Below are 13,782 nucleotides of genomic sequence, written 5' to 3' on the forward strand. Positions count from 1 at the left end.
TTACAGGAAACCGAAGTGGGATTTCAGTTCCTTAAGATAACGGCGGGAAACCGGCACCCGGGCCCCGCTGCGGGTAATCACTTCGGCGCCGCCATCGAGCAGCACGATTTCGGCGATGGCCGCCGGGGCTATCAGATATTGGCGATGGCAGAATATCAGCGGAGTTTTTTCTTCCAGCAGCTTGAGGGTCATTTGGGTGTGCACCCTGCCATTGGCGGTCGATACATGGATGCCACCGACATCGCTGAATACAAACTCAACCTCCTCTATCGGAACCACTTTCAGGCGATTACCGCTGAAGCAGGGCAAGTGTGCTAGGCGTTCGGGGGCCAAAGCAGAGATATCCTGCGGCCGCAGATCTTTTCGAACCCTGTCCATGGTGCTTGCAAGCCGGGCATCATCGATGGGTTTGAGTAAGTAATCAAAGGCATTGAGTTCAAACGCCTTGATGGCGTATTCATCGAATGCCGTGACAAACACCACCCGGGGCAAGGTGTCCTTGTCGAGCATGGCCAGCAGTTCCATACCGCTTATGCGTGGCATCTGAATATCCAGAAATATCAGTGCCGGTTTATGCTGGTTTATCGCCTGTATGGCTTCGATGGCGTTACTGGCCTGCGCCACAATATTCACATCTGGATGGCGGGCCAAAAGCTCGGACAGGGCTTCCCGGGCAAAGGGTTCATCATCCACCAGAATGCATGAAATCATCTCGGATTGTCTCCCGAATTGTCGGTGTCGATGAGCGTATCGACGTTGATTGGCAGGCAAATTCTGACGCGGGTGAGCGTATCGGGTTCACAATCAACCGTCACGCCGTACTGCTCACCGAACTGATTTTGAATGCGTTTATGCACCAGGTTCATCCCCAGACCTTCGTTGTTGGGGGTGGGGTGATACAAACCCGCGTTGTCAGCGACTTCCAACACCAGCATCTCGTCCTGCTGTCTGCCAATCACTTCAATTACGCCCGGCGACAGCAACTGTGAGGTGCCGTGTTTTACCGCGTTTTCGATAATGGGTTGCAGGGTAAAAGCGGGCAACTTTTGGTGCATCAGTTCGGGAGGAATGGCGATATTCACACTGAGGCGATCGATAAAACGGGCTTTTTCGATACCAAGGTAGGCGTCGATATGCTCAAGCTCGTCGGCTAAGGTGACCATTTCCGGGCTGCGTTTCAGATTAATGCGTAAAAACTGCGACAGTTTTTGCAGCAGTCCCCGGGCCATATCCGGGTCCCGGCGAATGATGGCGCCTATGGTGTTGAGGGCATTGAACAGGAAGTGAGGGTTTACCTGGGCCTGCAACAGTTTGAGTTCGGTTTGGGTGAGCAGGTTCTTTTGTTGTTCCACCCGGCCATAGAGGATTTGGTTGGACAAGAGTTTGGCAATCCCCTCGCCGAGTGTGCGGTTGATGTTTAAAAAGAGTTTGTTCTTGGGTTCGTAGAGCTTAATGGTGCCTATCACCTCGGTATCGCTGCGAAGGGGGATCACCAAACTTGAACCCAAACGGCATTGGGAGGAAATAGAACAGGCGTAGGGTACTTCCACCCCATCGGCAAACATCACCTTATTGTCTCGGATAGCTTCGAGAGTGATGGTCGAGGCGATAGGCGTTCCCGGTATATGGTGGTCGGCGCCAATCCCGATAAAGGCGAGCAGTTTTTCTCTGTCGGTGATGGCCACCGCGCCCACATTGGTTTCTTCGATAACAATTCGGGCGACCTGGGCACTGGTTTTCTCGTTGAATCCCTGAGAGAGGAGCCCAACGCTGCGCTCGGCAATTTTCAGTGCCTTGGTGGAAAACGCGGAAGACAGCTTGTCAAACATCGCTTTTTGATCTTTGAGCATGCTCATAAAGAGGGCCGAGCCCATGGAGTTCACCATCAGCATGGGCGGGGCAATTTGCCTCACCAGTGCCCAGGCTTCGTCATAGGGCTTGGCGACCAGCAGTATGATGAGCATTTGCATGACTTCGGCATAGAAGGTAACAAAGCCAGCCACCAAAGGGTGGAAAATCAGCTCTGTTTTTCCTGCCCGTCGCAGAGTCAGGCTGATAAGTCCGGCAGAAAGCCCTTCGAGCGTTGTCGAGAGTGCGCAGGCGACATCGGTAAAGCCCCCCATGCTATACCTGTGGAGGCCTCCGGTAAGGCCAACAAAAAAGCCGGTCACAGGTCCACCGAGCAGGCCACCGAGTACCGCTCCCATGGCCCGAGTATTGGCTATTGCGCCGTGGGTTTGCTCGCCAAAGTAGGTGGCCATGATGCAGAAGGCCGAAAAAATAACATAGATGATGACCTTGTGCGGCAATCTGGGGGCGTTTTCGGTGAGCACCTTAAACAGAGGTGTTTTACTGGCGAGGTAAACAAACACCAGGTAGAGACACATTTGCTGGGTCAGTAGCAGGATAAGCGACATGAAGACTCCTGTGGGGCCTGTATTACCTGAACTTTGCGCTGGCGCAGGGAAATGCTGAGTAGGCTGGGTTATAAGATGCGAATGATTTGCCTTAAATCCCACATGTACCCGAAACAGCGGAGCTCCCAATGACCCAATCTGTTCACGGCCATCAAGTTATGGCCTTGATGTTAGCCCACGGTAAACCCCTGACTCAAGATGCGCTTGTGTCCTTGATTGCGCAAACTTTTGGTGATGTGGCCCGGTTTCACACCTGCAGTGCACAAGGGCTAACGGCCAGCGAGCTTATAAGGTTTTTGAAGCAAAAGGGGAAATTTATTGAAACTGAGCAGGGCCTGGTCACACAACAAGCCCTGATTTGTGAGCACTAATTCTCTTCTTCGCCGCGACGAAGAATGTGATCCTGTTCACCTGCGCTTTTTTCGTGGAATTCTTTGATGAGGATACGAAGCAGCTTGGATTTGGCGATGCCTGATTGTTTTGCCAACTCATCGAGTTGCTTAATCGCTTTGGTGGTCAGACTGAAAGTGGCGTGACGGTAGACCTTGGCAGTGGATTTATCCAGCCCTAACTTAACGCGCGCGGCCTTGTGCTCCTCGTCGAGAAGGGTAGGCCGTCCGTGTGCATAATTGTTGGCATCATCGATGAAATCTTCCACCGAAATTTTACCGCGGTCCAGTTTGGGCTTTTTACGCTTTAAGTCAGTTAAGCTCATAGGAATTTTCTGGTGGTATGGCCAAGAGTTCATCGGCAATGGCACGAATTTCTTCGGCCGCTTTGCCATCGGGCTCGATTTCGATGACCGAAGATCCTTTTTCCTCACTGTCATCATAAATGTTGCGGCTGAAGGTGACAGAATCCAGAACCCGCAAACCGAAGGATGTGACAACTTCCTTGGCTTCAATGATGCGTTTGGCTTGGGTGGGCAAAGCCGGGCACTGAGTAAGCACCACAGTAGCAACCATCTTGGGGTTGACCATCTTACAGGTGCTGAGCATGTCTTCCATGTGTGGCAAGGTTTTGAGGTCGCGCCGTTTTGGTCTCAGCGGCACAACCACGTAGGTTGCTACCGACATGGCGGCGCGCATGGCGAGGTTATCCTGACCACCACAGTCCACAATCACATAGTCGAAACGTTCATTCAGGCTCAGGAGGTCGTTACGGATTTTACCGTATAACTGGATGCAATTGATTTGGGGCAGGCTGGGATCGTTGTTGCGGGCCTGGATCCAATCAGAGGTTGTTCGCTGGGGGTCACAGTCCACCATGAGCACGTTGGCATTGAATTTTTGGGTGATATGCACTGCAATATTCTGCGCCAGGCAACTCTTGCCACTACCGCCTTTTTCACCACCAACCAGCAAAATCATAATGGACGCTCCGTAAAAGCCAATCTTTTCACATCAGTATAGAACAGTGTGTTGGAAACGATAGAAAAGCATCGCTTAAATCAATTGCATAGCAATATGATAACTCTGCGCTTTACTCTCTTTACAGCGGCAAACCTGACCCTGAACGCTATTCTGTTTGTCGGTGCCCGGATTAAAGGTCACTTCGACCAGTTCACCCAGCGCAAATGGCTGACGATATTCAAACAGCAAGCCACGCCTTGACAGGTCGATACAGACACCATCGTCATTTTGCTCAATACCGTCTTTATCTACCCAGCTGAGCAGCACGCGTTCGGCTTCCAAATCTACCCTGAGTGATCTGCGTCTTTCTTCGTAATCTTTTGGATTGTCATCCATCACGGCCTTCTCCTCTGGCACATTACAAGCGCTTAAAAATCAGCATAATTCCTTTTACTTAAGAATACCAATGCTCCATTAAAGTGAATGAAAAAAAGCCGGTAATTGACCGGCTTAAAGGAGGATACAGGTTCAGTTGTCGTATTCCTGATTTTTGGGATAGGGCATTTTCAATTGCCCCCAGCGAATGACTATCACGGTTGCTGCCAGGACCACAGTGGAGAGGGATATAGCTAAAATGCGCCAGTCATCCATGCTCTTCATATCGAGGATGAGGTAACGCGCCAGTGCAACGATGGCAATGTAAAGTGGCATTCGTACCGGTAATTTGCCTGACTCGGCATAATTGGCCACCATGGCCAGCACTTCCAGATAGATGAACAACAGCAGCAAGTCTGCCAGCTGTACTTTACCCATGTTGAGGATGTGTGCGATTTCCTGGCCAATGGCCGCGACCGTGGCGACAGCAATGATTGCCAGCACCAAATTCTCGGTGAGCTTCAACAGCTTTGAGCCATATTTACGGTACAGATCCATCTCTATCTCCCTAGCATTGTTTAGAAAGATAGTAACAGCCTTTTGCCGGCACGGTGCATTACACACCGTGACTGGCTTCACAAATGAGAAAGGATGAGCTTAACCCGGACGGCCATCAGCTCTGGAGGAGGTCAGCATTGGGCCGTATTTGACGATAAACACGCCAAACGCAAATCCCCAGGCGACAGCGGAGGCGATAAGCAGCGGCAGATACGCAGCAGGAATGAGACCGGCCATCACCCGGAGTACAACCGCAAGCAGTACCAACACAAAACCAGCCACCATGGCTTTGGGGGGCTCAAGCATCCGGCCGGTATGGCCAAGAGAAACCCGTGCCATCATTGCCAGGATCATTCCACCCATGCCCCCGGCTGCCAGCGCGTGAAACCCGGCGGAAAAGGGCAGGCCAAGGGCAATGATCCCAAGCCCAACCGGAATGCACAGGTAGCTTAAATGCAAAGACCAAAGCAGTGGTACTGAAAAGGTATGGCGCCAGCCCCAGCGATGCCAGCGAAGTAAAATAATGATGGCTGCGAGAGCGGCGATTGGGCGCAGCAGTGTGGTCAAATCTAAAATCAGCGCCCAAATCAGCATCAACAGCGAGATAAAGGTTCCGGCATCGAGGTACCAAAGATTAGTCTTGCGCTGATAACTGCTGGCACGTTCCGTGAAAAAGGGTATAACCCGACCGCCAAGGAGCGCCACTATCATGATTACCACCAACGCCGCGCCCTGCAGCGCCTTTTGTGCCAGCATCCCATTGCCGTCGGTCAGTGCAAGGTAGGAGAGGGCGTTGAGGCTTGCCATCAACAGCAGCATGGGCACAAACACCAGATTACGCCATTGTTTTACCTTGGCGACGCTGTGGCCCAGGGCGAATGCCACAGCAGGTAAAAAAGCAAGGTCCATTACCATTACCAGCTCGAACGGAATTGAGGTGATGGGCAGTGTGAGTCTGGGGGCAAGCCACAGCAATACCAGGGCCAACAACTTATTGCCACTGAGCCCAGGGACACCGGTCCAATTCTGGACGGCGGTAAGTAGAAAGCCGGCGATGATGGCGGTCACAAAACCAAAGAGCATCTCATGGCCGTGCCACCAGTAAGCGCCGCCATGGGGCTCAAAGGTGATTACGCCGGATAGTGCCAACACCCAAAGGACTACGCCCAGGACGCTGAGGGCGGCACCCAATAAAAAGAAGGGACGAAAGCCCAGCCTGAGTAATGGCGGGATGGATTCGGTCTTGCGGGGATCATGGATATTGAGCATGGCGCACCTAAACCTGACTAATTTTGTTGGTCATTATAAGATGCTTAAAATATGCATGTAAATTGATGTGGCGCACAAAAACAAAAACCGCCGTGAGGCGGTTCTTATTTTGGCAATCTTTTCTGAATCTTAGCGCTTAAGGGCTTCGTTCAGCAGCGGGCGCATGGCTTTCACCAGTGCGGTAGTCGCTTTGGGTGAGCCAGCCACTATGTTGCCGGACATCAGGTAGTTGTGACCACCGGTAAAGTCAGTCACTGTACCACCCGCTTCACGCACGATAAGGTCACCGGCGGCGATGTCCCATGGCTTGAGACCCAGCTCAAAATAACCGTCCATGCGTCCGGCGGCCACATAGGCCAGATCCAGAGAGGCTGCACCGGCGCGGCGAAGGTCAGCGCACTGGGCAAACACTTCGTTGAGCACATTCATGTAAGTCTGGGTGTGCTGACGTGACTTGAATGGGAAACCTGTGGCGATGATGGTGCCGTTGAGGTCCTGAACGTTACTCACGCGGACGCGGAAGTCGTTGACCTTGGCACCCTGGCCGCGAACGGCGCTGAAAAGCTCGTCACGGACTGGGTCATAGACTACGGCAACTTCAGTTTTGCCTTTGTACTGCAGGGCGATGGACACGGCAAAATGGGGGATGCCACGCATAAAGTTGGTGGTGCCATCCAGGGGGTCAACGATCCAGATATAATCTTTGTTGGTACCGCGGTTTTCACCCTGCTCTTCACCAACGATGGTGTGGTCGGGATAAGACTTGCGGATCTGGTAAACGATAGCTGCTTCGGCTTCCTTGTCTACGCTGGTAACAAAATCATTGATACCTTTGGTACTCACCTCGACGCGGTCGAGATCAGTATAAGCACGCATAATGGTTTGGCCGGCGGCGCGAGCGGCGCGCACAGCGATGGTCAGCATCGGATGCATTGCAATCCCCTGGATGTTAAAGAACGAAAAATGAGCGGCGCGCATTATACCGCATCTGCCGGGTATATCAATTACAGATTTTCATATAAGGATTTAACCGCTGCTGTGGTAGACTGCATCGCTCAGGATTTTTATCAATTAAATTAAGTCGTTTCATGCTCAGTAATATCCGCGTCGTCTTGGTAGGTACTTCCCATCCCGGTAACATAGGCTCCGTCGCTCGGGCTATGAAAACCATGGGTTTATCAAATCTTTATCTGGCAGAACCTCGCTGCGAGCCCGATGGTCAATCGGTAGCTTTGGCCGCCGGTGCCTGCGATATTCTGAAAAACCTTACCCGGGTAGATTCCTTGCACGAGGCTATTAAGGATTGCGCTCTGGTCATAGGTACCTCGGCCCGCAGCCGCACCCTGGATTGGCCTTTGCTCGATCCCCGTCAGGCAGGTGGCAAACTGGCAGCTGAAGCCGTCAGTGGCCCTGTGGCTATCGTGTTTGGCCGCGAAAATCATGGCCTCTATAACGAAGAGCTGCAGGCCTGCAATTATCACGTGTTTATTCCGGCCAATCCCGAATACATGTCGCTTAATCTGGCGCAAGCGGTGCAAATTATTTGTTATGAGACCCGCATTGCCCATTTGGCGCTGGAAAATCAGACAGGCGAAGTGACCGAATATCCCTTGATGGAAGAAAACGAGCGTTTCTTTGAGCATCTCGAAAGAACCCTGACCGGAACCGGGTTTATTATTAAAAATCATCCGGGGCAGGTGATGACCAAGCTCAGAAGGCTGTTTACCCGTGCCCGGATAGAAAGTCATGAGATGAATATTCTGCGTGGCATCCTGACTTCCATCGAAAAGGCAGTCGGCAGCAAGAAGTAACAGAGCCCTTGGCTCAACGACAAGGAAACGACATGGGTGTGATATCCAGGCTGAAAGAAGACATTGCCTCCATTTATCACCGGGATCCGGCGGCGCGCAGCGCCATTGAAATCCTGCTGAATTATCCCGGTATGCATGCCATTTGGCTGCACAGGATAAGTCATAAATTGTGGAAACGGGATTGGCGTTTTCTGGCCCGATGTTTGTCGACTTTCTCCCGTTGGCTGACCGGCGTGGAAATTCACCCGGGAGCCACCATTGGTCGTCGTTTCTTTATCGACCACGGCATGGGGATTGTGATTGGTGAAACCGCGGAGATTGGCGATGATTGCACCCTGTATCACGGTGTGACCCTGGGTGGCACCAGCTGGAATGCAGGTAAGCGTCACCCGACCCTTGAAAATAACGTGGTCGTGGGTGCCGGTGCCAAAATTCTCGGGCCCATCACCATGAAAGAGGGCAGCCGTGTTGGCTCCAACTCCGTGGTGGTAAAAGATGTACCAGAACACACCACTGTTGTGGGGATCCCCGGTCGGGCCGTGGCGCAGCCATCAAGCCAGTCCAAAGAAACCTCAGAGCGCCGCAGCGCCATGGCCAAGAAGTATGGCTTTGATGCGTATGCGGTTTCTCCCGACAATCCGGACCCCGTCGCCAATGCCATCGGGCAGATGCTCGACCATATGCATCTGATGGACTCCAAGGTGCAGGACCTCTGCCAGGAGCTGCAGCGTCTGGGCGGCAACGTGTGTACCGAGCGCCTGCCTGAGCTCGATGTTGGTGAGTTCAGTGAGGCCGAAGCCGCCGCCGCAGAGAAACGCCAGAACGCGCTGGATGAGTTTGATCCCAGTATCTGATCCCAAGACCGCAAAATTGGCCTTTTTACATTGATAAAAAGACTGAAAAAAGGTTAAATACCCCAGCTTTGTGCGGGGGTATTCTGAGGCACACCAATCCAATACTTGAGTAAATTAGTTGGTTTTATAGTTGACTAAATTACTCAGGTATGGTGAAATTGCTCCCAGAATTACAGGGGAACCACGGTTGCTATGAAACTGACATCAAAAGGCCGCTACGCCGTAACTGCTATGCTGGATGTGGCGATTCATTCCGCCCAAGGGCCTGTACCGCTGGCTGATATTTCCGAGCGCCAGGGGATTTCACTCTCTTACCTCGAGCAACTTTTTGCCAAGTTGCGCAAACATGGACTGGTCGCCAGTGTCCGCGGTCCGGGTGGCGGTTATCGCCTCGGGCTCGAAGCTGACGATATCTCTGTCGGTATGGTTGTCCATGCTGTGGACGAATCCGTGGATGCCACCCGCTGTCAGGGCGCTGGTAACTGTCAAAGCGGCAGTCGCTGCCTGACCCACTCTCTGTGGGGCGATCTCAGCAAACAAATTTCTGACTTTTTGAACGGTATCAGCCTCGCTGCACTTATGCAGAAACGGGATGTTCAGTACATCTCTGTGCAGCAGGATCAGATACAGAAAGGGCACAGGGCATCGGCTTAAGTCCTTGTGAATCCATAATAATTAAGCGTGTACGTTGTAAGTAGCCTCGGTTGAGACTGCGAAGTACGGAGTGTGTGATGAAGCTTCCTATCTATTTCGATTACGCCGCAACGACCCCGGTTGACCCGCGCGTTGCTCAAAAAATGATGCAGTACATGACAATGGACGGCATCTTTGGTAACCCGGCTTCCCGTTCCCATCGTTACGGTTGGCAGGCTGAAGAAGCGGTTGATGTCGCCCGTGCTCAGGTGGCAGATCTGATTAATGCCGACCACCGCGAAATCGTGTTTACGTCCGGCGCAACTGAGTCAAATAACCTGGCTATTAAAGGCGTTGCCCACTTCTATCAGAAGAAAGGCAAGCACATCATCACCAGCAAAACCGAACACAAAGCGGTGCTGGATACTTGCCGCCAGCTGGAGCGTGAAGGTTTTGAAGTGACCTACCTCGAGCCTGGTGTAAACGGCATCATCCCCATGGAGCGCCTCGAGGCGGCCATGCGAGACGACACCATTCTGCTGAGCCTGATGCACGTGAATAACGAAATCGGCGTGGTACATAATATCGATGCCATCGGTGAGCTGTGCCGCAGCAAGGGCATTATTTTCCACGTAGATGCTGCCCAGAGCGCCGGCAAACTGCCGATTGACGTGCAAAACACCAAGGTCGACCTGATGTCGATTTCCGGTCACAAGATGTACGGTCCCAAAGGTATTGGTGCCTTGTATGTGCGCCGTAAGCCACGTATCCGTCTGGAAAGCCAGATGCACGGCGGTGGCCATGAGCGCGGCATGCGCAGCGGCACTCTGCCAACCCATCAGATTGTTGGTCTGGGTGAGGCTGCTGCCATCGCCAAAGCGGATATGGAAAGCGATAACGCCCGTATTCACGCCCTGCGTGATCGCCTGTGGAATGGCATTAAAGATATCGAAGAGACCTATGTTAACGGTGACTTCGAGCAGCGCTACTGCGGTAACCTGAACGTCAGTTTTAACTTTGTTGAAGGTGAGTCCTTGATGATGGCCCTGAAAGATTTGGCCGTGTCATCAGGCTCTGCCTGTACGTCTGCCAGCCTTGAGCCAAGCTATGTGCTGCGCGCTCTGGGGCTGAGCGATGAAATGGCCCACAGCTCAATCCGTTTTTCCATCGGTCGTTTTACCACCGAGGAAGAAGTGGATTACGCCATCGGCATTATCCAGGGCTCTATCGGCAAGCTGAGAGAAATGTCCCCACTTTGGGAGATGTTCAAAGATGGCGTCGATTTGAGCAAGGTTGAGTGGGTACACCACTGATTGGTGGTTTGAGAGATTTGGAGCAGTATCATGGCATACAGTGAAAAAGTGATAGATCATTACGAGAATCCCCGTAACGTGGGTTCTTTTGACAAGAACGATCCCAGCGTAGTGACCGGTATGGTGGGCGCGCCTGCCTGCGGTGACGTGATGAAACTTCAGTTGAAAATCAACGACGCCGGCATCATCGAAGACGCCAAATTCAAAACCTACGGCTGTGGCAGCGCCATTGCTTCAAGCTCCCTGGTCACCGAATGGGTGAAAGGCAAGAGCATTGAAGAAGCGGCTGCCATTAAGAACACGGACATCGCCGAAGAGCTGGCTCTGCCACCGGTGAAGATCCACTGTTCTATTCTGGCCGAAGATGCCATCAAGGCAGCTCTGGAAGAGTACAAGCACAAGCAAGCCAAGTAATTCGGAGTTCGTATGGCGATTTCTATGACACCCGCAGCCAATGAGCGAGTCAAAGCCTTCCTTGCCAATCGTGGCAAGGGCGTAGGCCTTCGTCTCGGTCTCAAGACGTCTGGCTGCTCGGGTATGGCCTACGTGCTGGAATTTGTTGACGATCTTAACGATGACGACGAAGTCTACGAAATAGACGGTGTCAATATCATCATCGATGCCAAGAGCTTCATCTACCTGCAGGGTATTGAGCTCGATTTCGTCAAGGAAGGCCTCAATGAGGGCTTCAAATTCAATAACCCCAATGCCAAGGGAGAATGCGGCTGCGGCGAGAGCTTCACCGTATAATCCGGTTTTATGAATTACTTCGAGCTGTTTAACCTTCCGGTTGCTTTCGATGTCAATACCAGTGAGCTCGCGGACAAGTACCGCGAGCTTCAGCGTACCGTGCATCCCGATAAGTTTGCCGCCGCCAGTGAGCAGGAAAAACTGCTCGCAGTCAGTCGCACTGCCATGGTGAACGACGGTTTCCAAACCCTCAAAGACCCCATTCGTCGTGCCGAGCACATGCTCGCGCTCAAGGGGGTCGATATTCGTCATGAAACCCAAACCGTGCGCGACACCGCTTTCCTGATGCAGCAAATGGAATGGCGTGAGGCATTGGAAGAGATTACCCACGCAGACGACCCCCATAGCCTGATTGCTGAGCTGTACCAGTCTTTCGGAGACTTCCAAAAGCAGGTGACGGCCAAGCTCAAGCCGTTGCTTGTGAGCGACGATAACACTGACTGGCAAGCTGCGGCAGATCAGGTACGCAAGCTCAAGTTTATGGCAAAATTGCATTTGGAACTTGAGCGGGCGGAAGACGCACTGCTGGACTGACACATCCCTTTTTAAGCCGGCGCCGTTCGCCGGCGTAAGTTAAGTTGGACACCTATGGCCTTATTGCAAATCGCCGAGCCCGGCCAAAGCGCCGCGCCTCACCAACACAGACTCGCAGTCGGTATCGACCTTGGCACCACCAACTCTTTGGTGGCCGCGGTGCGAAGCGGTGAAGCCAAAACCCTGGCCGATGCCCAGGGCCGCCATTCTCTGCCCTCTATCGTGCGTTATGCAAAAGACGGTATTTCTGTTGGCCAGGATGCCGAACTGCACAGCGCCACCGATGCCGCCAATACCATAGTCTCAGTAAAACGTTTCATGGGGCGCAGCCTGGCAGACATTGAGGCTGGCAGTCAGCGTTTCCCTTATCAGTTCAGTGCCAGTGAAAACGGTTTGCCGCTGTTTAACACCCCTCAGGGACAGGTGAACCCGGTACAGGTTTCGGCCGAAATTCTGCGCCCGCTTATCGCCCGCGCCGAAGATACCCTTGGCGGTAGCCTGGAAGGCGCCGTGATTACTGTGCCTGCCTACTTTGATGATGCTCAGCGTCAAGGCACCAAGGATGCCGCCCAGCTTCTGGGTGTGAAAGTACTGCGTTTGCTCAATGAACCCACCGCCGCTGCCATCGCCTATGGCTTGGATTCCGGTCAGGAAGGCGTTATCGCCGTGTATGACCTGGGCGGTGGTACCTTTGATATTTCTATTTTGCGTCTGAACCGCGGTGTGTTTGAAGTACTGGCCACCGGTGGTGATTCGGCCCTTGGCGGCGATGATTTCGATCATCTGCTCGGCGGATATCTTGCCCAGCAATGGGGACTGGATCTGGCCGATACCAGCCTCGGTCGTAAGCTGATGATTGAAGCGCGCAGAGTAAAAGAAGCCCTTACGGACACCAACACAGTCACTGCGACCCTTGACTATCAGGCCCAGCGTTTTCAGCTGGACATCGACCGCGGGACTTTTGATGGCCTGATTGCCTCCTTGGTGAAAAAGACCATCGCCGCCTGTCGCCGCGTGCTGCGTGATGCGGGTATCAATGCCGATGAAGTGCTGGAGACCGTGATGGTAGGCGGCTCGACCCGGGTGCCATTGGTGCGCTCCGAAGTCGAAGCCTTCTTTGGCAAGGCGCCGCTGACCAGTATTGACCCGGACCGGGTGGTTGCCATTGGCGCGGCCATTCAGGCGGATATTCTGGTGGGCAACAAACCAGAATCAGATTTGCTGCTGCTGGATGTCATCCCTTTGTCGCTGGGCATCGAGACCATGGGTGGTTTGGTGGAGAAAATCGTTTCCCGCAATACCACCATTCCGGTTGCCCGTGCGCAGGAATTCACCACCTTTAAGGACGGCCAAACCGCCATGGCGTTCCACGTGGTGCAGGGCGAGCGTGAGCTGGTTCAGGATTGCCGCTCATTGGCGCGCTTTACGCTGAAGGGGATTCCACCGCTTGCTGCCGGCGCTGCCCACATTCGGGTCACTTTTCAGGTGGACGCCGATGGATTGCTCAGCGTCACCGCCATGGAAAAGTCCACCGGAGTGAAATCCAGCATTCAGGTGAAGCCTTCCTTTGGCCTGTCAGATACTGAAATTGCCACCATGCTCAAAGACTCCATGAAGCATGCCAAGGAAGACATCAGCCGCCGCATGCTGGCTGAGCAGCAGGTAGAAGCAGCCCGTGTACTGGAGTCCTTGCACTCGGCGCTTGCCAAAGACAAGCAGCTGCTGTCTGAGGCAGAGCTTAACGATATTACTGCGGCCATGGCCGAACTTGCCGAGATGGCCAAAGGCGATGATGCCGATGCTATTTTGGCGGCCATTGAGCGACTGGATACCCAAACCCAGGAGTTCGCCGCCAAACGTATGGACAATTCTATCCGCAACGCCCTCAAGGGCCAGTCGGTCGACACTATATAGGT

General features: G+C 53.1%; 17 protein-coding genes. 9 read left to right on the forward strand and 8 right to left on the reverse strand.

Going from position 1 to position 13,782, the window contains the following annotated elements; genetic code table 11:
* Both btsR and K0H63_RS06955 read right to left on the reverse strand, forming a co-directional pair.
* Positions 1-711, reverse strand: a complete 711-nt coding sequence (btsR, locus tag K0H63_RS06950) for a two-component system response regulator BtsR (RefSeq protein ID WP_220067308.1) — start codon at positions 709-711, stop codon at positions 1-3.
* Entirely contained in the window at positions 708-2,417 is a 1,710-nt protein-coding gene (locus K0H63_RS06955) for a sensor histidine kinase (protein WP_220067309.1), read from the reverse strand. Before K0H63_RS06955 ends, btsR begins: the two co-directional genes overlap by 4 nt.
* Before the next feature lie 128 nt (positions 2,418-2,545).
* Between K0H63_RS06955 and K0H63_RS06960 the strand changes: the two genes are divergently transcribed.
* Positions 2,546-2,788, forward strand: a complete 243-nt coding sequence (locus K0H63_RS06960; RefSeq protein ID WP_220067310.1) for a YecH family metal-binding protein — start codon at positions 2,546-2,548, stop codon at positions 2,786-2,788.
* Here K0H63_RS06960 and K0H63_RS06965 read toward each other — a convergent pair.
* From K0H63_RS06965 to suhB, 6 genes are all read right to left on the reverse strand, one after another.
* Complete coding sequence (locus K0H63_RS06965) at positions 2,785-3,132, reverse strand: ribbon-helix-helix protein, CopG family (protein ID WP_220067311.1); 348 nt, start codon at positions 3,130-3,132, stop codon at positions 2,785-2,787. The two genes, K0H63_RS06960 and K0H63_RS06965, sit on opposite strands and share 4 nt — an antisense overlap.
* Positions 3,119-3,787: an AAA family ATPase gene (locus tag K0H63_RS06970; RefSeq protein ID WP_011759401.1), complete on the reverse strand. Its 669-nt coding sequence runs from the start codon at positions 3,785-3,787 to the stop codon at positions 3,119-3,121. The genes K0H63_RS06965 and K0H63_RS06970 overlap by 14 nt, the downstream gene beginning before the upstream one ends.
* A 75-nt stretch (positions 3,788-3,862) precedes the next feature.
* Positions 3,863-4,165 (reverse strand): PilZ domain-containing protein, encoded by a 303-nt coding sequence (locus tag K0H63_RS06975; RefSeq protein ID WP_220067312.1) that lies wholly within the window; start codon positions 4,163-4,165, stop codon positions 3,863-3,865.
* 132 nt (positions 4,166-4,297) lie between these two features.
* Positions 4,298-4,702 (reverse strand): phosphate-starvation-inducible protein PsiE, encoded by a 405-nt coding sequence (locus K0H63_RS06980; RefSeq protein WP_011759403.1) that lies wholly within the window; start codon positions 4,700-4,702, stop codon positions 4,298-4,300.
* A 99-nt stretch (positions 4,703-4,801) separates the two neighbouring features.
* The gene (locus tag K0H63_RS06985) at positions 4,802-5,971 is read right to left on the reverse strand and encodes an NnrS family protein (protein ID WP_220067313.1); all 1,170 of its coding nucleotides are present in this window, start codon (positions 5,969-5,971) and stop codon (positions 4,802-4,804) included.
* 129 nt (positions 5,972-6,100) lie between these two features.
* Positions 6,101-6,904 carry an inositol-1-monophosphatase gene (gene suhB, locus K0H63_RS06990; RefSeq protein WP_220067314.1) on the reverse strand — a complete coding sequence of 268 codons (804 nt, stop codon included), beginning with the start codon at positions 6,902-6,904 and terminating at the stop codon, positions 6,101-6,103.
* A 155-nt stretch (positions 6,905-7,059) separates the two neighbouring features.
* On the opposite strand from suhB, the gene trmJ reads away from it, so the two are divergent.
* The 8 genes from trmJ (at position 7,060) to hscA (ending at position 13,780) form a co-directional block, all read left to right on the forward strand.
* Positions 7,060-7,782, forward strand: coding sequence for a tRNA (cytosine(32)/uridine(32)-2'-O)-methyltransferase TrmJ (gene trmJ, locus K0H63_RS06995; RefSeq protein WP_220067315.1), 723 nt, complete (start codon positions 7,060-7,062; stop codon positions 7,780-7,782).
* Between the two features lie 32 nt (positions 7,783-7,814).
* On the forward strand, positions 7,815-8,636 hold the full coding sequence (cysE, locus tag K0H63_RS07000) for a serine O-acetyltransferase (RefSeq protein ID WP_220067316.1): 822 nt from the start codon (positions 7,815-7,817) through the stop codon (positions 8,634-8,636).
* 192 nt (positions 8,637-8,828) lie between these two features.
* A complete protein-coding gene (gene iscR / locus K0H63_RS07005) occupies positions 8,829-9,290 on the forward strand; it encodes a Fe-S cluster assembly transcriptional regulator IscR (RefSeq protein ID WP_011759408.1) in 462 nt (153 codons plus the stop codon).
* Positions 9,291-9,367: 77 nt separating this feature from the next.
* Positions 9,368-10,582, forward strand: a complete 1,215-nt coding sequence (locus K0H63_RS07010; protein WP_220067317.1) for an IscS subfamily cysteine desulfurase — start codon at positions 9,368-9,370, stop codon at positions 10,580-10,582.
* A 30-nt stretch (positions 10,583-10,612) separates the two neighbouring features.
* The gene (iscU, locus tag K0H63_RS07015) at positions 10,613-10,996 is read left to right on the forward strand and encodes a Fe-S cluster assembly scaffold IscU (RefSeq protein ID WP_011759410.1); all 384 of its coding nucleotides are present in this window, start codon (positions 10,613-10,615) and stop codon (positions 10,994-10,996) included.
* A 12-nt stretch (positions 10,997-11,008) separates the two neighbouring features.
* On the forward strand, positions 11,009-11,332 hold the full coding sequence (gene iscA / locus K0H63_RS07020) for an iron-sulfur cluster assembly protein IscA (protein ID WP_011759411.1): 324 nt from the start codon (positions 11,009-11,011) through the stop codon (positions 11,330-11,332).
* Between the two features lie 9 nt (positions 11,333-11,341).
* Positions 11,342-11,866 (forward strand): co-chaperone HscB, encoded by a 525-nt coding sequence (hscB, locus tag K0H63_RS07025; protein ID WP_220067318.1) that lies wholly within the window; start codon positions 11,342-11,344, stop codon positions 11,864-11,866.
* 54 nt (positions 11,867-11,920) lie between these two features.
* Positions 11,921-13,780 carry a Fe-S protein assembly chaperone HscA gene (hscA, locus tag K0H63_RS07030; protein WP_220067319.1) on the forward strand — a complete coding sequence of 620 codons (1,860 nt, stop codon included), beginning with the start codon at positions 11,921-11,923 and terminating at the stop codon, positions 13,778-13,780.
* Positions 13,781-13,782: the final 2 nt, after the last annotated feature.

It is taken from the genome of Shewanella zhangzhouensis, from assembly GCF_019457615.1.
In the GTDB taxonomy this organism is placed as follows: Bacteria; Pseudomonadota; Gammaproteobacteria; order Enterobacterales; family Shewanellaceae; genus Shewanella; species Shewanella zhangzhouensis.

Excerpts from the sequence above, each read along its gene's own strand:
- btsR (WP_220067308.1), bottom strand. The coding sequence starts at position 711 with ATGATTTCATGCATTCTGGTGGATGATGAACCCTTTGCCCGGGAAGCC.
- K0H63_RS06955 (WP_220067309.1), bottom strand. The coding sequence starts at position 2,417 with ATGTCGCTTATCCTGCTACTGACCCAGCAAATGTGTCTCTACCTGGTG.
- K0H63_RS06960 (WP_220067310.1), top strand. The coding sequence starts at position 2,546 with ATGACCCAATCTGTTCACGGCCATCAAGTTATGGCCTTGATGTTAGCC.
- K0H63_RS06965 (WP_220067311.1), bottom strand. The coding sequence starts at position 3,132 with ATGAGCTTAACTGACTTAAAGCGTAAAAAGCCCAAACTGGACCGCGGT.
- K0H63_RS06970 (WP_011759401.1), bottom strand. The coding sequence starts at position 3,787 with ATGATTTTGCTGGTTGGTGGTGAAAAAGGCGGTAGTGGCAAGAGTTGC.
- K0H63_RS06975 (WP_220067312.1), bottom strand. The coding sequence starts at position 4,165 with ATGGATGACAATCCAAAAGATTACGAAGAAAGACGCAGATCACTCAGG.
- K0H63_RS06980 (WP_011759403.1), bottom strand. The coding sequence starts at position 4,702 with ATGGATCTGTACCGTAAATATGGCTCAAAGCTGTTGAAGCTCACCGAG.
- K0H63_RS06985 (WP_220067313.1), bottom strand. The coding sequence starts at position 5,971 with ATGCTCAATATCCATGATCCCCGCAAGACCGAATCCATCCCGCCATTA.
- suhB (WP_220067314.1), bottom strand. The coding sequence starts at position 6,904 with ATGCATCCGATGCTGACCATCGCTGTGCGCGCCGCTCGCGCCGCCGGC.
- trmJ (WP_220067315.1), top strand. The coding sequence starts at position 7,060 with ATGCTCAGTAATATCCGCGTCGTCTTGGTAGGTACTTCCCATCCCGGT.
- cysE (WP_220067316.1), top strand. The coding sequence starts at position 7,815 with ATGGGTGTGATATCCAGGCTGAAAGAAGACATTGCCTCCATTTATCAC.
- iscR (WP_011759408.1), top strand. The coding sequence starts at position 8,829 with ATGAAACTGACATCAAAAGGCCGCTACGCCGTAACTGCTATGCTGGAT.
- K0H63_RS07010 (WP_220067317.1), top strand. The coding sequence starts at position 9,368 with ATGAAGCTTCCTATCTATTTCGATTACGCCGCAACGACCCCGGTTGAC.
- iscU (WP_011759410.1), top strand. The coding sequence starts at position 10,613 with ATGGCATACAGTGAAAAAGTGATAGATCATTACGAGAATCCCCGTAAC.
- iscA (WP_011759411.1), top strand. The coding sequence starts at position 11,009 with ATGGCGATTTCTATGACACCCGCAGCCAATGAGCGAGTCAAAGCCTTC.
- hscB (WP_220067318.1), top strand. The coding sequence starts at position 11,342 with ATGAATTACTTCGAGCTGTTTAACCTTCCGGTTGCTTTCGATGTCAAT.
- hscA (WP_220067319.1), top strand. The coding sequence starts at position 11,921 with ATGGCCTTATTGCAAATCGCCGAGCCCGGCCAAAGCGCCGCGCCTCAC.